At 39.5% G+C, this 21,683-nt stretch carries 20 protein-coding genes; all 20 read right to left on the reverse strand.

Going from position 1 to position 21,683, the window contains the following annotated elements:
• Window position 1: 1 nt before the first annotated feature.
• The gene (gene hisS / locus HMPREF0874_RS03015) at window positions 2–1,360 is read right to left on the reverse strand and encodes a histidine--tRNA ligase (protein ID WP_008601377.1); all 1,359 of its coding nucleotides are present in this window, start codon (window positions 1,358–1,360) and stop codon (window positions 2–4) included.
• Window positions 1,360–2,787, reverse strand: coding sequence for a coproporphyrinogen dehydrogenase HemZ (gene hemZ, locus HMPREF0874_RS03020; RefSeq protein WP_008601379.1), 1,428 nt, complete (start codon window positions 2,785–2,787; stop codon window positions 1,360–1,362). The genes hisS and hemZ overlap by 1 nt, the downstream gene beginning before the upstream one ends.
• Entirely contained in the window at window positions 2,780–3,268 is a 489-nt protein-coding gene (locus HMPREF0874_RS03025) for a Fur family transcriptional regulator (protein WP_008601380.1), read from the reverse strand. The genes hemZ and HMPREF0874_RS03025 overlap by 8 nt, the downstream gene beginning before the upstream one ends.
• Before the next feature lie 41 nt (window positions 3,269–3,309).
• Window positions 3,310–3,945: an MBL fold metallo-hydrolase gene (locus tag HMPREF0874_RS03030; RefSeq protein ID WP_008601381.1), complete on the reverse strand. Its 636-nt coding sequence runs from the start codon at window positions 3,943–3,945 to the stop codon at window positions 3,310–3,312.
• On the reverse strand, window positions 3,945–6,185 hold the full coding sequence (locus HMPREF0874_RS03035; protein ID WP_021148338.1) for a bifunctional (p)ppGpp synthetase/guanosine-3',5'-bis(diphosphate) 3'-pyrophosphohydrolase: 2,241 nt from the start codon (window positions 6,183–6,185) through the stop codon (window positions 3,945–3,947). Before HMPREF0874_RS03035 ends, HMPREF0874_RS03030 begins: the two co-directional genes overlap by 1 nt.
• 11 nt (window positions 6,186–6,196) lie before the next feature.
• Window positions 6,197–8,179, reverse strand: coding sequence for a single-stranded-DNA-specific exonuclease RecJ (gene recJ / locus HMPREF0874_RS03040; RefSeq protein ID WP_008601384.1), 1,983 nt, complete (start codon window positions 8,177–8,179; stop codon window positions 6,197–6,199).
• Window positions 8,180–8,373: 194 nt separating this feature from the next.
• Window positions 8,374–9,792 (reverse strand): [FeFe] hydrogenase H-cluster radical SAM maturase HydG, encoded by a 1,419-nt coding sequence (hydG, locus tag HMPREF0874_RS03045; RefSeq protein WP_039965043.1) that lies wholly within the window; start codon window positions 9,790–9,792, stop codon window positions 8,374–8,376.
• A gap of 326 nt (window positions 9,793–10,118) precedes the next feature.
• Entirely contained in the window at window positions 10,119–11,207 is a 1,089-nt protein-coding gene (locus HMPREF0874_RS03050; RefSeq protein ID WP_039965045.1) for an ABC transporter substrate-binding protein, read from the reverse strand.
• A 1-nt stretch (window position 11,208) separates the two neighbouring features.
• Window positions 11,209–12,018 carry an ABC transporter ATP-binding protein gene (locus tag HMPREF0874_RS03055; protein ID WP_008601390.1) on the reverse strand — a complete coding sequence of 270 codons (810 nt, stop codon included), beginning with the start codon at window positions 12,016–12,018 and terminating at the stop codon, window positions 11,209–11,211.
• A 14-nt stretch (window positions 12,019–12,032) separates the two neighbouring features.
• The gene (locus HMPREF0874_RS03060; protein WP_008601392.1) at window positions 12,033–13,031 is read right to left on the reverse strand and encodes an iron ABC transporter permease; all 999 of its coding nucleotides are present in this window, start codon (window positions 13,029–13,031) and stop codon (window positions 12,033–12,035) included.
• 1 nt (window position 13,032) lies between these two features.
• Window positions 13,033–14,055, reverse strand: coding sequence for an iron ABC transporter permease (locus HMPREF0874_RS03065; protein WP_008601393.1), 1,023 nt, complete (start codon window positions 14,053–14,055; stop codon window positions 13,033–13,035).
• Between the two features lie 294 nt (window positions 14,056–14,349).
• Window positions 14,350–15,114 carry an iron export ABC transporter permease subunit FetB gene (gene fetB, locus HMPREF0874_RS03070; protein ID WP_008601396.1) on the reverse strand — a complete coding sequence of 255 codons (765 nt, stop codon included), beginning with the start codon at window positions 15,112–15,114 and terminating at the stop codon, window positions 14,350–14,352.
• Window positions 15,111–15,767, reverse strand: a complete 657-nt coding sequence (locus HMPREF0874_RS03075) for an ATP-binding cassette domain-containing protein (protein WP_008601398.1) — start codon at window positions 15,765–15,767, stop codon at window positions 15,111–15,113. Before HMPREF0874_RS03075 ends, fetB begins: the two co-directional genes overlap by 4 nt.
• A gap of 154 nt (window positions 15,768–15,921) precedes the next feature.
• Window positions 15,922–16,206, reverse strand: coding sequence for a 50S ribosomal protein L27 (gene rpmA / locus HMPREF0874_RS03080; protein ID WP_004696430.1), 285 nt, complete (start codon window positions 16,204–16,206; stop codon window positions 15,922–15,924).
• Window positions 16,207–16,218: 12 nt separating this feature from the next.
• On the reverse strand, window positions 16,219–16,533 hold the full coding sequence (locus HMPREF0874_RS03085; protein ID WP_008601403.1) for a ribosomal-processing cysteine protease Prp: 315 nt from the start codon (window positions 16,531–16,533) through the stop codon (window positions 16,219–16,221).
• 2 nt (window positions 16,534–16,535) lie between these two features.
• Window positions 16,536–16,847 carry a 50S ribosomal protein L21 gene (gene rplU, locus HMPREF0874_RS03090; protein ID WP_004696434.1) on the reverse strand — a complete coding sequence of 104 codons (312 nt, stop codon included), beginning with the start codon at window positions 16,845–16,847 and terminating at the stop codon, window positions 16,536–16,538.
• A gap of 201 nt (window positions 16,848–17,048) precedes the next feature.
• The gene (locus HMPREF0874_RS03095; protein ID WP_008601405.1) at window positions 17,049–17,630 is read right to left on the reverse strand and encodes a manganese efflux pump MntP family protein; all 582 of its coding nucleotides are present in this window, start codon (window positions 17,628–17,630) and stop codon (window positions 17,049–17,051) included.
• A 28-nt stretch (window positions 17,631–17,658) separates the two neighbouring features.
• Window positions 17,659–19,086 (reverse strand): Rne/Rng family ribonuclease, encoded by a 1,428-nt coding sequence (locus HMPREF0874_RS03100; RefSeq protein ID WP_008601406.1) that lies wholly within the window; start codon window positions 19,084–19,086, stop codon window positions 17,659–17,661.
• Window positions 19,087–19,120: 34 nt separating this feature from the next.
• Window positions 19,121–19,816 (reverse strand): TIGR03936 family radical SAM-associated protein, encoded by a 696-nt coding sequence (locus HMPREF0874_RS03105; protein WP_021148350.1) that lies wholly within the window; start codon window positions 19,814–19,816, stop codon window positions 19,121–19,123.
• Complete coding sequence (locus HMPREF0874_RS03110) at window positions 19,788–21,671, reverse strand: TIGR03960 family B12-binding radical SAM protein (RefSeq protein ID WP_039965048.1); 1,884 nt, start codon at window positions 21,669–21,671, stop codon at window positions 19,788–19,790. The genes HMPREF0874_RS03105 and HMPREF0874_RS03110 overlap by 29 nt, the downstream gene beginning before the upstream one ends.
• Window positions 21,672–21,683 lie beyond the last annotated feature (12 nt).

Here is a 21,683-nt window from a genome sequence, read left to right on the forward strand (position 1 = left end):
TCTAATTGTCATCCTTTCCAGTCATAACATTACTAATTCGTATACTAGGAAATCTCTTCATTATATCTTTATATTCTTGTGTAAATTTTTCATCATTAATTTTAGCCTTAATATCTTCAGCTACTATATTTAGAGAAACAGTCTCTTGTTCACTAGTATCCATGAATCGAATTATGGCTTCTTTACGAGCCAATTCATCATCACCCAATATAATAACATATTTCGCATTAATTTTGTTAGCGTATTTTAATTGTGCCTTCATACTTTTGCCCTGCCCGTCCATTTCAACAGGAATATCAAGACTGCGAAGTTTTTGGCAAATTTTGAAAGCCTCTACCTTAGCCGCATCACCAAGAGCTACTACGAATGCAGATGGTTCTACAGTTGGTTCAGGCAATAGGTTTTGTTTTTCAAGAGCTAATAATAAGCGCTCCATGCCCATAGCAAAACCGATAGCTGGGGTATGCGGTCCATCGAGCTCTTCTACGAGACCATCGTAACGACCACCACCGGCTACGGCACTTTGAGCACCTAAAGGAGTATATTGTACCTCAAAGGCTGTTTTTGTATAGTAATCAAGGCCACGTACGAGACGAGGATTTAAAGTATATTGCACATTAGCAGCTGTTAAATAAGTCTTTAATTCTTCAAAGTGATCATGACACTCTTCACATAAATGTTCGTGAATTTCAGGAGCACCTATGGACAAGGATTTACATGTTTCATTTTTACAATCCAGTATACGCAAAGGGTTTTTGTACAAACGTTCTTGGCAGTCGCTACATAATTGTTCCTTTTTAGGTTCAAAGAAAGCGATTAATTTTTCACGATATACAGGACGACATATCGGACAACCTACAGAATTTACCTCTACATTGAGATCTTTAAGTCCAAAATCTTTTAACAACTGCACAACCATGCAGATAACTTCGCTATCCACTACTGGAGATTGAGAGCCTAATACCTCAGCACCAAATTGGTGAAATTGACGATAACGGCCTGCTTGCGGTTTATCATGACGGAACATAGGGCCCATATAATACCATTTGGTGAGACCTTCTTTACCATATACTTTATTTTCTAAATATGCGCGCACAGCAGACGCCGTATTTTCAGGGCGTAAGGTAAAGCTAGAACCACCGTCATCTCCGGTGGTAAAGGTGTACATCTCTTTTTGTACTACATCTGTAGTTTCACCGATACCTCGCAAAAATAATTTAGTTTCTTCAAAGGCAGGTGTGCGAATTTCATTGAAGCCGTATATTTTACAAATTTCGCGCATACGTTGTTCAATATAGTGCCAATTTATCATCTGTTCTGGCAAAAAGTCTTGTGTACCTCTTGGTTTTCTTATAGCCATTACACAACCTCCCAAAATCTTTCACAAATTTTATGTCGTTTCTCTAAAAGTGCATCTATCGTTACGTGATAAACATCTACGTCTTTTGGCATATGCTGTTTAAGCTGACGATATTCAGGGGCTCGCATCCACTTAGACGAGCTACCGGGCCCCATGGATAGAATACTTTGGCGTTCTTCCATGATTTGAATATTGTATTCGCATGCTTTGCCAGGCAAGGTATAGCCGATATTCTCTAACTGCCCTCTCATATATTGTTGGCGATATAAATAATATGGCACATAACCAGCCGCTTCAAGACGCTCTTTACCATATTGTACCATTTCCGCTACGAGATTTTCTTCAGGAATATCATCTTCCATATGTAAATCGTACAACGGGCTACCACGTTTTAATGCTAACGTATGAATTGTAACATTTTCCGGCAGATTTTGACATACATAATCCATATTCTCTATCATGTTTGACATCGTTTGGTTAGGCAAGCCTGCGATAAAATCCATATTTACGGCTAATGATGTATTGTTTTTTACATATTGTAAAAGCTCATCAATATCCCATGCACTATGACCGCGTCCAATGCGCCGCAAAATATCATCTTGCATCGTTTGTGGGTTAATGCTGATACGATTTACACCTAGCTCTAACATAGATTGTAGTTTTACAGGATTCACAGAATCTGGCCGCCCCGCTTCTACGGTAAACTCATGTCCTTCTGGCACAAGTATAGACAACAGTTTTAGGACTTGGTGAAAGTCTTCATCCTCTAGCACTGTTGGAGTGCCGCCGCCCATATAGAGAGTATCTACTGTTAGATTATAGGAATCAACAATAGATTTCATATCTTCTATATCACGGTTTAAAGCCCTTAGAAATTGACTTTTACCAGCATAATCCTGGTAGAGACCATATGGAAACGAGCAATATACGCAACGCGTATCGCAGAAAGGAATACCACAATAGAGACTTACCTTTTTATCATCTGTATCAGATAAAAACGGACGTTGATATTCGCCAATGGACCCCAAAGTAGCAAGCTTTTCCATAGACACAGAAAACTCGTCCCTAATGTGACGAGTTGCTGCGTGGACAGAGCCATATGTATCTATATATTTATGTAGTAGCTTTGTAGGGCGCACACCTACCATGGTTCCCCATGGAGCCTCAGCAGGTAATCCTTGATATTCACGCAAATAGCGCAACAAGGCTTGTCCAATTTGACGACGCCCCATAGAGGAAACAGGGCCTTCAAAAATCTTAATTGTATCACCAATAGTAACAGTTAATGTATATATTCCTTCCACTTCATGCGCTTCAAGGATAACCTCTGGATGTACCTTATCAGAAAAGAGTCCTGCCGCGCCACAGTTATGAGCTACTACGGAGCCAAGTGGTAATGGACCCGTATATAGATATCCATTAACCATGATGGGACATACGCTCAAGCTTTTCTAATTCTGCTTCAGTCATATGATTTTGGCAATCACTACAGTAACCATATACTTTCAATTGATGATCAATGGTACGGAAGTTTAATTTCTTAGCGATGATAGACTCCAATGTTTCAAGCATGTCATCTTCAAACTCGGATACTTTACCACATTTTACGCAGATCAAATGGTGATGGAAATGAGCGAACTCTTCGTCATTTAATTCATAACGATTACGGCCATCACCAAAATCAAGACGTTTTAACAAATCAAGTTCTGTGAAGAGATCAAGAGTTCTGTAAATTGTTGCCAACCCGATATCAGGTGCTACCTCTTTTACAAGAACATATACATCTTCAGCACTCAAATGATTTTCTTCAGCATCGATAAATGCTTGCAAGATTGTTTGACGTTGTGTGGTCAATTTGTACTTTTTGTCTTTAATGCGTTCTTTTAATTTTTCTAATGTTGTGTTCATGATAAATTTCCCCTCGACTGTAAAAAATAATTCGTTTAAACCTACTGACCAACGAATGGGTTGTATTGTTTTTCATACCCTATATTTGTTTCCGGTCCATGACCAGGATAAACCATTGTATTATCAGGCAATGTATAAAGCTGAGTCTTAATAGATGATATCAGAGTCTCATAAGAGCCATTTGGAAAATCTGTACGGCCTACGGAATCTCTAAATAAAGTATCCCCTACAAACACAAGACCTTCCATGTAATAACACACACCTCCTGGCGTATGACCTGGTGTTTCAAGCACCTCAAGATCAATATCACCACATGTAATGTGATCACCTTGTTTAACCTCGATGATTTCCGCTTTTACCATAATTGGCGTTGGATTGCTATAAGCACTAAGATTAAGTTCAGGATCAGATAAATACGGTACATCGCCCTTATGAATATATACAGGTACGTGATAAGTATTCACAATCTCTTGAATACCACCAATATGATCTCCATGACCATGTGTCAGTACAACCGCCTTAGGCTTTAAGTCATGTTTTTTTAGCGCATCTAGTACTTCAGCTGTTGCAGGATCGATAATGAAAGCTTCACCTATCGCTTTATCACCGATAACATAGCAATTTGTTCCTAATGGACCTAAAGGCATGCGCATAAGTACTAATTGTTGTTCGCTCATTAAGCCCCTCCTTTACTACGTTGAACAGTATAAACTTCACGAATACGACGCAATTTAGTCATTACGAAATCTAGTTGTGAAATATCGCGGATATCAACCACCAAATTGATGCTTACATTTTTTGTATCCTCTTGAACCTTAGCATTGATGTTAGTAATGGTGATTTTCAATTCTGAAAGCACCGCCATAACTTCCATGAGAATACCAGCTCGATCATAAGCCTGAATATCAATACCTACGTGGAAAGATTCGCCAGAAGAACCGTCCCAAGAGACTTCTATCATCCGCTCTAAGTCTTCAGGAGAATGGCCCATGCTAGGGCAATCACAGCGATGAATAGAAACGCCACGACCACGGGTTATGTAACCTATAATATCATCACCAGGTACAGGATTACAGCATTTTGCCATACGCACCATCACACCAGCTTCACCTTTTACGAGAACACCAGTGCCATTTTTAGTTTTCTTTTGTCCTTGAGATTTTAATTTCTCGATAATTTGCTCTGTGCTGCGCTTAGATTCCTCTACCTCTTTAGACTTTTTATAAAGTTCAATTAAACGCAAAAGAACAGTGCTTACAGGAATGCCGCCATAGCCACAGGCTGCAAACATTTCCTCTTCTGTACCGGCTTTAAGTTGTTTCGTTACATGTTGTAAACGGTTGTCTGCACATAATTCTTTCCAATTATGATTCAATCGTTTCGCTTCTTTTTCAAGAGCTTCTAAGCCTTTTTCAATATTTTCAGCTTTATTTTCACGCTTGAACCAATTGCGAATTTTACTCTTACTTTCAGAAGAACCTACGATATTCAACCAGTCGAGGCTAGGACGACCTGTTTTGGATGTGATAATATCAACAATATCACCATTTTGCAAGGTATAATCCAGCGGTACAATTTTGCCGTTTACCTTAGCGCCTACACAATGATGACCTACATCGGTATGAACTCGATAGGCAAAGTCAAGCGGTACAGAGCCTATTGGCAACTTAACAACGTCACCCTTTGGCGTGAATACAAATACCTCACCAGAGAAAACGTCTAATTTCAAAGCATTAACGAGTTCCGTTGGATTACTAGTATCTTGCCATTCAAGAACCTGGCGTAGCCATGCAACCTTTTGATCAAATTCTTTATCGCCGTTTTTATTTCCTTCTTTATATCGCCAGTGAGCAGCCACACCATATTCAGATACGCGGTGCATTTCCCAAGTACGAATTTGAATCTCTACCGGTTGCCCCATCGTGCCGATAACGGTTGTATGCAAAGATTGATACATATTAGACTTCGGCATGGAAATATAATCTTTGAAGCGATAAGGCAATGGCTTCCACAAGCTATGAGCAATGCCAAGCACCGCATAACAATCAGGGATGCTATCAACGATTACACGAACGGCAAGCAAATCATAAATTTGGGATAAATCGCGATTGTCCTTTTTCATCTTCTTATAAATACTGTAGAAGTGTTTTGGACGACCTTTGATATCCGCCTTGATATGAGCTTCGCTTAAGGCCTTTGTAAGTTGCCTCATCGTATCATTAACGATGTCTTCCCGAACTTGGCGTTTTTGTTTCATTTGATCGACTAGATCATAGTATTTTTCCGGCTCTAAATAACGGAAGGATAAATCTTCCAACTCCCATTTCACATTGAAGATACCGAGACGATGTGCCAAAGGTGCAAAGATTTCTAGGGTTTCCTTAGCAATACGTTTTTGTTTGTCACTACGCATATGCTTTAATGTGCGCATGTTGTGTAAGCGGTCACCCAATTTAATAACTACGACACGTACATCCTTCGCCATGGCTAAAATCATCTTTCGATAGTTTTCCATTTGACGATCTTCTTTTGTTTCATACTGGAATTGGTTTAATTTTGTTACCCCATCAACGAGGAATGCTACTTCAGAACCAAACATCTCCTCTAGGTCTTCCTTCGAGTAAGATGTATCTTCGACCACATCATGCATAAGAGCTGCCATGAGTGTAATATGGTCGATTTGTAAATGTGCCAAAATATCAGCTACAGCCAGCGGATGCATGATATATGGTTCACCGGAAGCTCTAAACTGCCCTTCGTGAGCCTTGTCAGCAAGCTCAAAAGCTTTCAATACTTGATCACACTCATCATCTGTTAAATAAGTATGGATATACTCCATAAACTCAGCTAAGGCTTTACCTTTATCAAAAGTAGTTTGTTCCACCAAAGCTTTGCCTTCTTCATTTACAGTTGTCATGATGTCACCTCCTATACACTATGAGTAAGGAATGTTACGGATGTGACAAGATCTAATTTTCCTTCAATGGCATTCCATCTAAGCATTAATTGACCATCATCACTTGTATATTCTTCAACAATGCCCAATTCTTTAAATACATCGATAGATGTTAGAGCACTGCGATTATTCTGATCTGCCGGCTTGCGACGCAATATATCTTGTTCAACATTATAAACCGACTGACTGCGACCTCGCATGGACTGTTTTATTATGACATACATTTGTCTAAGTCCTTCTGTAGAAAGCTTAATCGGCTCTTCAGTCAACGGTTCAATAGCTTGAATCATAAGCTGCGGAGAAACCAGACCTTGCCATTCATTCTTTTGCAAAGAAAATGCCACTTTTACCACAGTTCCCACGAAGATAGATCTAAATAAATCTGGACGATTCCAAGCTATAGCATCTAATGTACCATTCGAAGTTGCAAAAATTACCTTACAGTGATTTTTTAATTGGCCCATGAGCATAATATCTTGCACAGTAGCTTCCATAATGGCAAAGACTGGCGTACTATTGGCCATCCCATAAGGCTCAAGGTCTGATACGCGGTCAATGATATCGACATCGATATCATCAACAGGTAGTTCCGCATCAATAGCCACAACGGGAATATATTCCTCAGCAGTAACAACTTCTTTACAATACTTGGTTAACCGTTCTCGTAACTCATCAATGCGATTTGCATCGATGCTAAAGCCTGCCGCTGCAGAGTGTCCGCCAAACTGTAGCAAGATATCCTCACAAGATTTTAATGCATCATATATGTTAAAGCCATCTATACTACGGCACGAGCCTTTACCAACGCCATCATGAATACTGATAACTAAGGTTGGTTTGTAAAACTCCTCTACTAGACGAGAAGCAACAATACCAATGACACCGGGATGCCACTCTTCGCCGGCCACAATAGTTACATAATCAGCTTTATGTCCTTGATTAGCTACATCTATACGAGCCAACTCGTGAATATTTCGTTCTAGCTCTTGTCGTTCACGATTCGTTTCGTTTAATTCCTCTGCAATTGCCTCTGCTATATCTGCATCATCGGTCACGAGTAGTTCAACAGCACGCGTTGCATGCGTTACGCGACCAGCTGCATTAAGGCGAGGTGCTAAAGTATAGCCAATATGTCCAGAGGTGATAGTTCGTTCATGAAGCCCCGATACATCAATTAGCTTATTAATCCCCAAATTAGGATAGCTATTCATCTTCTCAAGGCCCGATTTCACAATGATGCGGTTCTCACCGACCAAAGGTACTACATCAGCTACCGTGCCAAGTGCGACGATATCTAAATCATCTAAGTACCATTCTCCGTGCTTTGTAAGCCACAAGGCTTGGCATAATTTGAAGGCAACCCCTACGCCAGATAAGTTTTTATCCTTATAAGGACAGTCCTTTTGCTTATGATTTATGACGGCCTTCGCTCGTGGAATCACATCTGGAGCCGTATGGTGATCCGTAATAATCATATTGATGCGGTCCCGTACAGCCTCTACAATATCGTAAGAGCTAATGCCGCAGTCTACGGTAATTACCAAATCCGTTCCCCGTTCAATAAGGTGCTTTAAAGCCTCTAAATTGAGACCATACCCTTCGCTTTGACGTTCTGGTATGTAATATGTAACATCAGCACCTAATTTCTTTAAAAATCGATAGAGTACAGATGTTGCAGTAATACCATCCACATCATAATCACCATAAATAACGATTGGTTTGTGACTTTCAATTGTCTCCAGAACTAGCGAAACAGCCACGTCCATATCTTTCAAAGTGAATGGGTCTAACAAATCTGACAAAGTACCTTGCAAAAATCGACGACCTTCGTCAACATCAATATGACGATTCACCATTAATTTAGCCACAATAGGGTTCACACCAAGTTCACGGATTAAGATAGACTCTTTCTCCCTGTCACCTTCACAAAGGCGCCAACGTTTTTTCTTAATCATCATATCCCTCAGTAGTTTATAATCAATATTATTCTAGAATTCAACGTATTATCATTATCATTTTTATTTATTATACCTTAAAACGCAAATAAAATAAACCATTTTATATATTTTATTCTCATTTAAACTTTGCTATTTTCTCAACAAGAAAGAGCCTCCCATTATCAATAGGAGGCTCCATATCAGTGAATTCCTTAGAACCGGAAGTCCCGTTCGCCGTCTTTCATCTGTGCAATATAAGCTTTAGCTTTTTCTTTAACTAAATCATTTTTAATATTTTCTAACTGTTGTTCGATGACCTTAGCACCATGAGCCTTAGTCTTTTCATCACCGTAATCCATGATATATTCGTTCAATGTCATCAACGCATTTGGTTGACAACAGTTGTGAATTTGACCGGATTTTGCAAGAGCCATAAAGCGATCCCCAGTTCTACCTGCACGATAACAAGCAGTGCAGAAGCTTGGAACATACCCAAGATCTAGCAACCAGTTAACGATTTCATCTAATGTACGCGTATCACTACGATCGAATTGTGCCGTATTATCTTCTGGCTTTTCTTCTTCTTTGTAACCACCTACGCTAGTACGAGATCCACCACTAATTTGGGAGATACCTAATGCCAAGCCACGTTCACGCATGGACTGACTTTCACGAGTGGACATAATCATACCTGTATACGGTGTGGAGACGCGGATAAGAGCAACAATTTTTTCAAATACATCATCAGGCACAGCATTACTGAAATCATCTACATCGATATCATCAGCTGGACAAATACGAGGTACAGAAATAGTATGTGGACCTACCCCATACACAGCCTCTAAATGTTCAGCGTGCATCAACAATCCAACGAAATCATATTTATAATGTTCCAAACCATAAAGAACACCGATGCCTACATCATCAATACCACCTTGCATAGCGCGGTCCATCGCCTCTGTATGGTAGGCGTAGTCGCTCTTAGGGCCTGTAGGATGTAAAGCTTCATAGTTTTCTTTGTTATATGTTTCTTGGAATAATGTATATGTGCCAATACCAGCTTCATGTAATTTTTTGTAGTCCTCAACGGAACAAGCTGCAATATTTACGTTTACACGGCGGATTTCACCATTTTTATTTTTGATACCGTAAATCGTCTTGATGGATTCCAAAATATATTCAAGAGGATTATTTAATGGATCCTCACCAGACTCAATTACAATACGCTTATGGCCCATCGCTTCTAACGCAATAACCTCTTCTCTGATTTGGTCTTGCGTTAATTTTTTACGTTTAATATCGCGGTTTTTGGAGTGGTACGGACAATACACACATCCATTGATACAATAGTTAGACAAGTATAACGGTGCAAATAGAACAATACGATCGCCGTAGATAGCCTTCTTGATTTCCTTTGCTAAAGCAAAAAGCTTTTCCTTATATTCAGGTAACGGACATTCTAAGAGAACTGCTGCTTCTCGGTGGTTTAATCCCTTAAATGTAGCAGCTTTCGCTAAAATAGCATCTAACAACTCCCGATTTTCCTTGTTTTCCTCTGCATAGGCAAGTGTGTCAAGGATTTCCTGATGGGAAATAAATTCCTCCGCCTTTGGAGATTTTACATCATACATAGTACTTACCTCAAATCTTTCTAGTGGCAACGCCACCCCTCTTTAGGTTTATGAAAGTATATGACAACCAGTCTTCTGGTATTTCACTGATACTGTACATAGTATACCACTATTCCTACTAAAAAGCACAGGAATTTGATACATGCAAAAAGGTTGCCGCCTCATAAGAGGAAACAACCTTTATATCATGGGAATTTCTAATCTATATCGATTATCTATATCGAATATGACTAAAATGTATGTATCTAAATTTTTAAACAATTTAAATAATTATATATCAACGCTTACAATCTATTGCTAAATTTATGACACATACTTAGTCAGCCCTATTTTCCCCACGTATCATACAGCTCTTTCATAGCTCGCTCTTTTGCTATAATGCCATGAGCCATCCATAATGTGCTATCCACTTGCAATACATGATCTGCTTTTACAGCAGGCAAGTTTTTCCATAACTCATCTTTTTTAAGATTTGCCAATCGTTGATCTGCGATACCTTGATTATTCGATGTAGAAGCACCATAACCAGATGTAACAATGAGATACTTTGCATCAAGATCAGGTAACCGTTCTAAAGAAATCGCACTATTCGTTGGGTTGAGCTCTGTTTCTAATGCCATATCAGGCGGTTTAATATTTAATAAATCAGCCATGAAATTATTTATATCATTTTTCATATATGGATAGAGACGAATTTCCTTATTCATAATTCGTAAGAATCCTACAGTCTCACCATTTAAGTTTTTACCTAAAGCAATACGAGTTTTCTTTGCATTATTGTAGTATTCTTTTAAACGAGCTTCACCTATTTCAGGCACACCTAGAGCCGTAGCAATACCCAAGAGGGCTACCTCTTCCTTATTAACATTAAACGTAATAGTCGGTGCGATTTTAGACAAGGCTTCATAAGCCGCTTTACCATAAGAGTCTCGCATAATAATCAAATCTGGTTTTAACGCTTGAATTTGTTCGTAGTTAATGGTTCTAGTTTCATCATTAATACTGAAGTTTTGAATATTACGTTCTTTTAGCTCATTATATAAATAGCTATTTTCGTTATAGTTGGCTGCAATAAATGGCTCATCCAACGCAATCATAGGATCTTCTGCACGAATCACTACAATACGCTTATGTTCTTTAGGCATTACAGTTTTACCGAGCTTATGAGTGACAATAATCTTATCTCCTTCAACAGTAACAATTTTATCTGCTGCCTTTTGGATAGCCGTTAATCGCTTCTTAAACTCTTTATCAATGTCTTTCGGATCATTTGACCGTTCAAGGGCTGTTTTTACCTTATCATCAAGATTAGCATAGATAGCTTCATGAGTCATACCATTTTCCTGTGGACCACATCCTGCAATTCCCATGAGCATACAAGCCCCCAAAAGACCAGAAATTAACAAACGCTTCATACTACACCTCACGTGCCGTATGGCCATAATTTTTCATAGAATAAGGAATACAGAACGGACGATCTGTCTTAGGGTCATTCATGATTGTAGAATCTACACCAAATACCTCCTTCAACATTTCATTATGGAAGATAGTATGAGGCGTACCTTCGTATTGAATTTTTCCATCCTTCATGGCAACTAAATTATCGGCAAAACGAGCGGCTTCATTAAGTTCGTGAATAACCATAACAATCGTTTTGTTATAAGCTTTATTCAAATGCTCTACTAAATGTAATACATCCATTTGGTGAGATACATCAAGGAAGCTTGTAGGCTCGTCAAGGAATAGAATGTCTGTATTTTGAGCGATAGCCATGGCAATCCATGCGCGTTGCCGTTGCCCCCCAGACATATTTGTAATGCCACGATCTGCAAACTGAAGTAATTCAGTCTCCTTCAAAGCCCACTCTACAATTTCTTTATCCTCTTTTGTAGTACGGGCAAATAAGCTGCCTTGATGCGGTGCACGACCGTACATAACAAGTTCACGAACTGTAATTTCACCAGGTGCCGTTGGATTTTGAGGCAAAATAGCAACCTTTTTTGCTAGTTCTCTACTACCATAAGAACCAATAGATTTACCATCCAGTAAAACATCGCCATCCATTGGTCGAATAATACGACAAATAGTTTTTAGTAAAGTAGATTTACCACAACCATTAGCACCAATTAATGCTGTTACTTTGCCTTCTGGAATCGTAAGATTTAAGTTCTCTATAATTTTTGTATCACCGTAACCAGTAGTTAGGTTTTTAACTTCTAATTTCATTTATATCTCCCCTTTTATGCTTTTGTTTTCGCTAAAATATACAAGAAGTATGGTGCCCCGATCAAGGCTACAATAATCCCTAAGAGGATTTCATCAGGCGCAATAATGGCTCGGCCAATCCAATCGGCAGTGACCACTAAAATAGCTCCAATTAGACCGGTTAACGGCAAGAAATATCCATGGTCGGCACCAACTAAACGACGTGCAATGTGAGGGGAAATAAGCCCTACAAAACCAATACTCCCGCCGATAGCTACACAGAACCCAGACAAAAGAACTGCAATAATAAGGTATACAAATCTAGAGCGATTTATATGTACACCAAGCCCAATCGCTGTTTCATCAGCTAGGCTCAATAAATTTAGCTCCATATAACGGGCATAGAGAATGAGTGATAATACAATGACAACTGGCGCAAGCACCCATACATGCTCCCAAGTATTACCCGAAATAGTGCCGATGGTCCAAGTATTAACTAAATAAAATTTATTAGGGTCCAAACGCGTTACGAGTAAGACTTGCAATGCATGGAATCCTGCACTCATAGAAATACCTGTTAAGATTAAACGATATGGCGAAATAATATCTCTACCGCGACAAGATAAGAGATAAATTAAAAGCGCTGCCACAACAGCACCAGCTACCGCAACAGTTGGTAATGTCCAAATCCCCCACGCCGTTGTAGAACCTGCAAAATACACCAAAAGAACTACACCTAAGCCAGCACCAGCATTTACGCCTAACAGGCTTGGGCTAGCCAATTCATTACGAGATATAGTTTGGAAAATCGCACCAGACATAGCAAGGCCCATACCAATAAATACAGCCAAGATGGTGCGAACTAAACGGAAATCAAAAACAGTAAGGTTTTCTACATCATTACCACCGCCAAAGAGAATTCGAATAAGATCAGATGTAGACATATCGCTAAATCCTGTATGAAGATGTCCATACATAGCACCCAATAACATAAGTGTCATAACGAAAGAGTAGGCAAAAAAGCGTTGTTTCATCTTATCTTCCTCCCTTACGATTTGCTAAATAAATAAAGAATGGAACACCTACGAGCGCAGTAATGGCACCTAATGGTGTTTCAAATGGAGGATTTACGATACGAGCCACAATGTCTGCAATCATAACAAGAACCGCACCAAAAAGTGCAGAGAATGGAATTACTAGTCGATAATCGATGCCTACGAGTTTACGTGTTATATGTGGAATAACGAGACCTACAAAACCGATAGGACCGGCTAGAGCAACAGCAGAACCACTTAAAATAAGCACTGTCAAACCAGATAACACACGGACACGATTTAAATTACTACCTAGACCAATAGCGACCTCTTCACCAAAACTTAAAAGTGTGACAGATTTAGATACGTACATAGCAATAAGAATACCAACAATAGTCCAAGGCAATACGAGTAATACTTGCTCCATGCGAATACCACTTATACCACCGGCAGTCCAGAAACTTAACTCTTGTGCTACTTGGAAGTACACAACAAGCATATGTGTAACAGCCACAAATACTGCACTAATAGCTGTACCTGCAAGTGCAAGATATACAGGGGTAGCTTTACCACCTACGCGCTTAGCAAGAGCTAAAATGAATAGTGTTGCCAACGCAGCCCCACCGAAGGAAAACAAAATACTTCCATTTAAGGTTAAATAAGGGAATAAAATCATTCCAACAGCTAGACCAAAACTAGCACCTGCGTTAATCCCCAAAATAGAAGGACTTGCCATAGGATTATTGGTAACACCTTGCATCAGTGCACCTGATACGGCAAAGCTAATACCTACAACGATACCTGCTATCATACGTGGTAAGCGCAATGTTTGAACGATCATCTGTCCTATACTATTAGGATCATAGTTAGTAAAGGATAGAGTAATATCATCTAGGCTGATATAGCGTATCCCAATGAAGAGTGAACCAAGAGATGTGGCAATTAATATAGCTAAGGCTAATATACCTAGTAGCGTAGTTTTAGCTGCGCGCCCTCCCCTTGTTTCTACGTCATAATTGCTCATAAAAACTCCTTACAATACAAAATACTATAGAATTTACTGATATATTATATCAACAACGCTCTATTTATTTCAATAATAACTCTCAATATCATTTATAGCAATAATGCAACATTAACAACAATATAAGTAAACCTTTATAACTATACAGAATTTATCCAACAATTTATCTACCTATAAGTATATAAAGATATTTCTTAATATATAAAAAAGAGTAGTAACCTTAAGGTCACTACTCTAATTATTGAGTAAATATTCTAATTTGATGTGCTATAAAATATATTTAAATCACTAAATTTACCTATTTAATTGATTTTTATTATTAAAAAATGTTCTATACGCTAATTGACAAGTAATAAAGCAAGCAATCGATATGGTAGATAAACTCATAAATGTCACAATCATTTGATATTTTACAGCTTCAAGTGGAGGCATCCCCGCTAAGATAAGACCTGTCATCATTCCTGGTAAAGCCACGATTCCTAAAGTCTTAGCGCTATCTACAGTAGGTTGCAATCCAGTCTTTATAACATCTCGCACGATGGCTTTTGACGCTTGCTTAGGTGTACTTCCTAACGCTAGTTTAATTTCCACCTCTTGTTGGCGTAACTCAAAGTTTGATAGCATTTGTCGATAACAAAGGCCAATTGCCACCATAGCTCCACTAATAACCATCCCTCCAACAGGAATCACCTGATAAGCAGTAAAGTTAAGCACACCTGTTAGAAGCAAAATCGATAATGTAATGCTTGCACCTACGGTTATGGCAAACCAAGAAATACACAATGCATATGGTATTCCCTTGCCACGTTTAGAAGAATTATAAGCTGCATTAATAGCCATAAATCCTAATAAACCAATTATAAATATAGGACTTTCAGTACTAAAAATATAAGCTAAAATAAAACCTATAACAAATAATTGGATGGTAGCCCGCAAAGCACTTATAAAAATATCTTTCTCTAACTTCAACTCCTGCCGATAGGACATAAACATACTTATAATAACTAATATAGATGCAAGGCATAATGACATGGCTGAAATAGCATGAAATTGACTCACCGTAATACCTCCTCTTTAGCTAATGATCCATCTACAATTGTAATGCGGCGATTAGCCTTACGTAAGCTTTGTTCCTCACTATGTGTAATTGCTATGATGGTCATTCCATTTTTATGGAGCTCATCGATTACCTGTTCTACAATAGCTGTGTTGACAGCGTCTAATGCAGAGGTTACCTCATCTAAAAGCAATACTTTAGGTTCAAAGATAAGGCTTCGAATGAGACAAATCCGTTGCATTTCTCCACCAGATAATTCATCATTACGGCGTTCAAGATATTCAATAGGCATATGAAGTAAATCGAAAAGATATTTGATACGAATCATATCAGGTTCCATCCCTCGAATATCATAAGGGAACAAAATATTACGACGTACGGTTTTTGCAAATAAGTAAGGTCTTTGAAAGCAATAGCCAACCTCTTTACGATAACTTTCTGGATCTATAGTGGCTAAATCACGTCCATTATAAGTAATAACCCCTGAGGTAGGGCTAATTAAATCACTGCATAATTTTAAAAGTGTACTTTTACCACTACCAGAAGGGCCTACAATAGTGAGATACTCTCCGTCATGTACAGATAGAGACACATCACGGATAATAGACTTTTCTTTTACAACATAGGATATATTAGATAACTCTAATAGTGCCATAATGCCTCCGATCATATTTCAAGACTCTATGATATATTTAATAATCACTTTAAGCTATATTATATTATACCAATACAACTTACACCATAATAAACAAAAATAAGCAACAAAAAATCCCTAGTGGAAACCACTAGGGATTAATAGTCATGTAAAATTAAGCTTCTACAGGGTATACGCTAACTTTACGGTTATAACGACCAGCACGTTCAAATGCTACTTTACCAGGCACAAGTGCGAATAAAGTGTCATCTTTACCGATACCTACGTTAGTACCAGGGTGGAAGTGAGTACCACGTTGACGAACGATGATGTTACCGCTCTTTACGATGGAACCATCATGGCATTTAACACCAAGACGTTTAGATTCACTGTCACGACCGTTACGAGTACTGGACACACCTTTTTTATGTGCGAACAATTGCAAATCAAAAGTAAACATTAAGTTCACCTCCTATATTTCGTGAATTTGGACAAACTCTGGATATTGACGGCTAATTTCCTCCAAACCGAGAAGCATAGTCCCCAGAATATCCTGTCCACTCTGATTAATCGTACCAGAGAGAACTATATCACATTGACCTTCGCTATTCGTATACTCCCCTTCTTGTCGAGCAATTTGGGTGAGTCCTAACATTGCCGTTGCCGACAAGGCGGACACTGCGGCACATACGATATCGAAGCCATGTTCATCATATCCTGCATGACCGGACATATGACAACCAACTACTTGACCATCACTATTCCGCTGGATTCCAATAGAAACCATAATTAAGCTTGGATAGATTCAATACGAACTTTTGTGAACGGTTGACGATGGCCTTGACGACGACGGTAGTTGGATTTAGCTTTGTATTTGAATACTAAGATTTTTTTACCTTTACCATGCTCAAGAACTGTACCTGTAACTTTTGCACCGTTTACAAGAGGAGCGCCAACTTTAACGTCGCCGTCATTCACTACAGTCAAAACTTCTTCGAATGTAACGGACTCGTCAGCAGCTGCTTCCAATTTTTCGATAGTAATTACATCGCCTTCAGCAACGCGATATTGTTTACCACCAGTTTTAATAATTGCGTACATGAGAACACCTCCTTGTTATCGAACTCGCTGAATTCGGTATCCCGACCCGAACTTCGGTCGGGCGTTTAAACCTGCTTCACGCGGATTGCAAAGTTCAGTAAACCGAACTAATACTGATATAGTATATCCTATTTACACAGTCATGTCAAACAAAAATGAACAGAATCCGCTCAGTTTCTGACACTTTCATATATATAAGCCTTAAAATTCTCCAATAATCCCAAGATGTTGTAAAAGTATCTTTGTACCGATGAGGATTAATACACCGCCACCTACTATATCTGCATATTTTCCAACAAATCGTCCCATAAATTTACCTAAGTAAACACCCACTAAAGATATACCAAAGGTAATAACACCAATCATCGTAGATGCTTCCCATACATTGATAGGTAAGAATGCAAAGGTCAGTCCTACAGCCATTGCATCAAGACTAGTCGCTACGGAGAGCATCATCATTTCCCAGACACCCAAGAATTGCTTATCATCATCGTCATCTTCATCATCATCATCGCTAAGTCCCTCTCTGATCATAGCGATACCTAAATAACCAAGAAGGCCAAAGATAATCCAGTGATCCCAATCAGCAATCACATCGATAAATTGACGACCGATGAGCCAACCAATAAGAGGCATAAGAAACTGGAACAAACCAAAAAGAAATGCCAAGGTTACCTTGCGACCATTCTCACCTACAGGCATTGTCAGCCCCTTACCGATAGATACACCAAAGGCATCCATCGCTAGGCCTATACTAATTAATATAATTTCAAATATAGACACTATACTCACCTATAAACAAACTACTTACTTATTCAGCTATAGCCATCAAGGAATACCCTTCTCGACTAATTTGTGGATTTACCACAATAGAAATCTTGCGACCTATGGACTCACCTAAATCCTCGAGAACAGCCTTTGTTAAATACTGAGCCACCTCCGGATGAACTTCGATTTCTAGATTCGTTTTAATACGTCCCGACTTAAATAACTCGCGGATACGACGCACAATCTGCATATACACGGTGCGGCCTGACAACATATAGCCCGTACCACCGCATTGAGGGCATGTATCAAACATCAAGGTTTGTAAACCTTGGCGAGCTCGCTTTCGGGTCATCTCTACGAGGCCAAGCGAACTAATGCCGCATACAACAGTTTTCATTTTATCTAACTTAGCTTGTACCCCCAACAATTTTAACAATTCTTGTTGATGCTCTTTATCTTTCATATCGATAAAATCGACCACAATAATACCGCCAATATCGCGCAAACGCAATTGACGACAGATTTCTTTTGCCGCCTCTTTATTGACTGTGAAAGCTAAATCTTCCAGCTTATTAGACTTGCCAGTATAATGAGCAGAGTTCACATCAAACACGGTAAGAGCTTCAGTATGATCAATACGGATTGAACCACCAGAAGGAAGATTAATATCGCGAGAGATAAGATCTTCCAATTGAGGTTCAATGTGATTTGCTTTAAAAATCGGTGTGCTATCACGATGACGTGTTACTTTAATTTGTTGTGACGTAGGTCCATGCCCTAAGAGGTCCAGCAATCGGGATTCTCCCATATCGGAATCGACGATAATTTCCTCTACATTGCGATGCGCATAGTCCCGTACAAGGCGGAACCAGAAATCCGCGTCACTATATAAATCAGTACCGCTCTTCGCCACCTTAAAGCGCTTCAACACATGTTGCCAGGTCCGCCACAGATACTCCATATCGCGACCGATTTCATCGGCACTGGCCTTAGCTGCTGCAGTACGAATGATAAAACCGCAACCTTCTTGTACATAAGGAGTTGCCAATTCTTGTAGTTTACTGCGCATGGTTTCGTCTGTAATTTTCTTAGAAATATGCATGCCTTCAGAATATGGTAATAGTACCATATAACGACCAGCCAAACTGACGTCTGCAGTCACGCGGGCACCTTTACCGAGCATTTCTTCTTTCACTACTTGAACGAGAATTTGTTGCCCCACAGATAGGCGTGGCAAAATTTTCTGTTCCTTCCCTTGTTGAAGGTTCAAATACGCATTTTGAGAGCCCCCAATATCAACAAAGGCCGCTTGCATACCATTTAATACGTTCTTTACTGTGCCTTTGTACATATGATTTGCCATATGAGACTCATCGGTACGCTCCAAGACAAAGTCCACTAGCTGGCCTTCTTCGTCGATAACAGCCATACGAATTTCTTCACGCATAACATTGACCAAAATTTTATGCATCCTATCCCTCCCTTCTTTGTCATCTAAATTATAATTAGTAATTAATCTCTAAAGGCGTATAGCGGCCTTTTTCGTTTTCTACCATAATTGCTTTACGATGAATTTCGTAGCTAGTTGTAATAGGCCAATTATACTGATCCTTCCCTAGATTCCATACTTCGCTAGGTTTAATCGTGCCTTGCGGATAAATGCCGATACCCATTGTAAGGGTCACCATACCATCCTTAACGGAAGCTACAATCGGTTCTTTTACAAACTCTTTTACATCAATGGTACGAGTTTTCTTAGGTGTTACCTTTTCATAAGAAATTTCCGTTGCTTCATTAAAAGGTTTGAGTAACGCATCCCAATCAGTATTTTCATCTGTCACAGGTCCTGTTACCTCATAGATAGCAAAGTTACAGATGGCCATCATCTTTTTCACCTTTTCAGGCATTTCTTTACCATCTAGAACCTCAAGACCAGGAGGCGCTACACGGTTTAAACGGTCCATAATGGACTCTAAACTATCCTTTTCAAGCACATCCATATCGATATATTCAGCCGCTGCGGTTACGCCTAAGGCGAGTGCAGAGGAGAAGCTAATTTTCATGTGAGGGTTAAACCCTTCAGAATACGCCATTTTAATTTCTGCTCGACGTATCATCCGCTCTACAGCTTGAGCATAATCAAGGTGTGACAGGAATCGTAATTCTTCGCCCTTATTTAAGGCCAAACGTAACTTTTTCAACTCTGCCACCCTCCTTATAGTCAATAATAGCTGTATTAAGCTCTGGACATACATTACAGCCCTTACATGGAGCTCGACGACAATCGCCTGTAAGGTTCGCTTCTACTGCTTGTTCCCACTCGCGTTTTAAGAAGGCTTTACTTACAGTACAATCTAAATGATCCCAAGGCAATGGCTCATCGAAATCACGAGTACGACGTGCATAGTACGCAGGATCCAATCCACAGTCAGCAAATGCTTTCAACCAAGTTTCATAGTTAAAGAACTCGGTCCAACCATCAAATTTACAACCTGCCTTCCAAGCCTCTACGAGAACTTTTGACAATCTGCGGTCTCCACGAGCAAAAGCGGCTTCCATGTAGCCAGTATATCCATCATGGTAGTGGTAGGAAATGTTACGATTATTGATGAGGGACTTCAAGTAACGTTGTTTGCGATGAATTTCCTCTACATCTTGTTGACCATACCATTGATATGGAGAATGTGTTTTTGGCACGAAGAAGGATACGCTGACCGTTACAGAACCATTTCGCTTCCCTGTAATTTCACGGTGTAAATCAAGCACCTTGTACGCAAGATCCGCAATACCAGCCAAATCTTCATCGGTTTCTGTAGGAAGGCCCATCATAAAATATAATTTAACTGTATTCCAGCCAGATTTGAAAGCATTAGTACAGGCCGCCAATAAGTCTTCTTCACTAACGCCTTTATTGATAACGTCACGCATTCGTTGCGTACCTGCTTCAGGAGCAAAGGTAAGACCGCTCTTGCGCACTTGCTGTACCTTTTTCGCAATATCGATAGAGAAACTGTCGATACGCAAGGACGGTAAGCTAACGCTAACTTGTTTATCTTTAAACTCTTCCATGAGCATATCTACAAGCTCAGGTAATTTGGAGTAGTCTGCAGAGCTTAAACTCATCAAGGATATTTCATTATACCCAGTATTGGCAATCGTATCTTTAGCAATTTGCAACAAACGTTCTGGTGTCTTTTCACGAACCGGACGATAGAGCATACCTGCCTGACAGAAACGACAACCACGCGTACAGCCACGGAATAACTCCAATACAGCGCGGTCATGCACTATATCAAGGAACGGTACAACAGGCTTTGTTGGATAGAATACATTCTCTACATCCTCTATAATACGTTTCTCAACGGTTGCAGGTACGTCTTCGAAACGCGGCGTAATCGATTTAAAATTGCCTTGTTCGGTGTATTCTACATCGTATAAAGCCGGGCAATATGTGCCAGGAATTTGGGCTACTTTACGCAAAAAGCCTTCTTTGCCACCTGGGAAGCCTTTGGCTTTTTCTGCTTTAAATAAGTCGATGAATTCATCGCCCCACTCTTCGGATTCACCGAGGGATACGATATCAAAGAAATCAGCAATAGGCTCTACATTATACGCACAAGGGCCACCGCATACAAGCAGTGGAAAATCTAAATCACGCTCCTTAGCATACATAGGAATGCCTGCTAAATCGAGCATATTTAAAATGTTAGTAAAGCTCATTTCATATTGAAGCGTAAATGCTAACACATCAAAGTCTTTAATAGGCGTACGTGTTTCTAAGGAAAATAATGGAATATTACGCTTGCGCATTTCCTCTTCCATATCGTGCCACGGTGCAAATACGCGCTCGGCTACCGCATCTTCACGACGGTTTACGAGACCATACAAAATCTTGATGCCCAAATGACTCATGGCCACTTCGTACACATCGGGAAAACCTAAAGCCATAGTTACATCAACAGTACTGTGATCTTTCACGATACTATTGTATTCGCCGCCCGTGTAGCGAGCAGGCTTTTGGACATGTTGTAACCATGACGTATCTAATTGAATCATACATCCTCCGTC

This window comes from Veillonella sp. 6_1_27, from assembly GCF_000163735.1.
Classification (GTDB): domain Bacteria; phylum Bacillota; class Negativicutes; order Veillonellales; family Veillonellaceae; genus Veillonella; species Veillonella parvula_A.

Bases quoted from the DNA above. Each gene is read 5' to 3' on its own strand.
- hisS (WP_008601377.1), bottom strand. From the start codon at position 1,360: ATGGCTATAAGAAAACCAAGAGGTACACAAGACTTTTTGCCAGAACAG.
- hemZ (WP_008601379.1), bottom strand. From the start codon at position 2,787: ATGGTTAATGGATATCTATATACGGGTCCATTACCACTTGGCTCCGTA.
- HMPREF0874_RS03025 (WP_008601380.1), bottom strand. From the start codon at position 3,268: ATGAACACAACATTAGAAAAATTAAAAGAACGCATTAAAGACAAAAAG.
- HMPREF0874_RS03030 (WP_008601381.1), bottom strand. From the start codon at position 3,945: ATGAGCGAACAACAATTAGTACTTATGCGCATGCCTTTAGGTCCATTA.
- HMPREF0874_RS03035 (WP_021148338.1), bottom strand. From the start codon at position 6,185: ATGACAACTGTAAATGAAGAAGGCAAAGCTTTGGTGGAACAAACTACT.
- recJ (WP_008601384.1), bottom strand. From the start codon at position 8,179: ATGATTAAGAAAAAACGTTGGCGCCTTTGTGAAGGTGACAGGGAGAAA.
- hydG (WP_039965043.1), bottom strand. From the start codon at position 9,792: ATGTATGATGTAAAATCTCCAAAGGCGGAGGAATTTATTTCCCATCAG.
- HMPREF0874_RS03050 (WP_039965045.1), bottom strand. From the start codon at position 11,207: ATGAAGCGTTTGTTAATTTCTGGTCTTTTGGGGGCTTGTATGCTCATG.
- HMPREF0874_RS03055 (WP_008601390.1), bottom strand. From the start codon at position 12,018: ATGAAATTAGAAGTTAAAAACCTAACTACTGGTTACGGTGATACAAAA.
- HMPREF0874_RS03060 (WP_008601392.1), bottom strand. From the start codon at position 13,031: ATGAAACAACGCTTTTTTGCCTACTCTTTCGTTATGACACTTATGTTA.
- HMPREF0874_RS03065 (WP_008601393.1), bottom strand. From the start codon at position 14,055: ATGAGCAATTATGACGTAGAAACAAGGGGAGGGCGCGCAGCTAAAACT.
- HMPREF0874_RS03075 (WP_008601398.1), bottom strand. From the start codon at position 15,767: ATGGCACTATTAGAGTTATCTAATATATCCTATGTTGTAAAAGAAAAG.
- rpmA (WP_004696430.1), bottom strand. From the start codon at position 16,206: ATGTTTACTTTTGATTTGCAATTGTTCGCACATAAAAAAGGTGTGTCC.
- HMPREF0874_RS03085 (WP_008601403.1), bottom strand. From the start codon at position 16,533: ATGGTTTCTATTGGAATCCAGCGGAATAGTGATGGTCAAGTAGTTGGT.
- rplU (WP_004696434.1), bottom strand. From the start codon at position 16,847: ATGTACGCAATTATTAAAACTGGTGGTAAACAATATCGCGTTGCTGAA.
- HMPREF0874_RS03100 (WP_008601406.1), bottom strand. From the start codon at position 19,086: ATGCATAAAATTTTGGTCAATGTTATGCGTGAAGAAATTCGTATGGCT.
- HMPREF0874_RS03110 (WP_039965048.1), bottom strand. From the start codon at position 21,671: ATGATTCAATTAGATACGTCATGGTTACAACATGTCCAAAAGCCTGCT.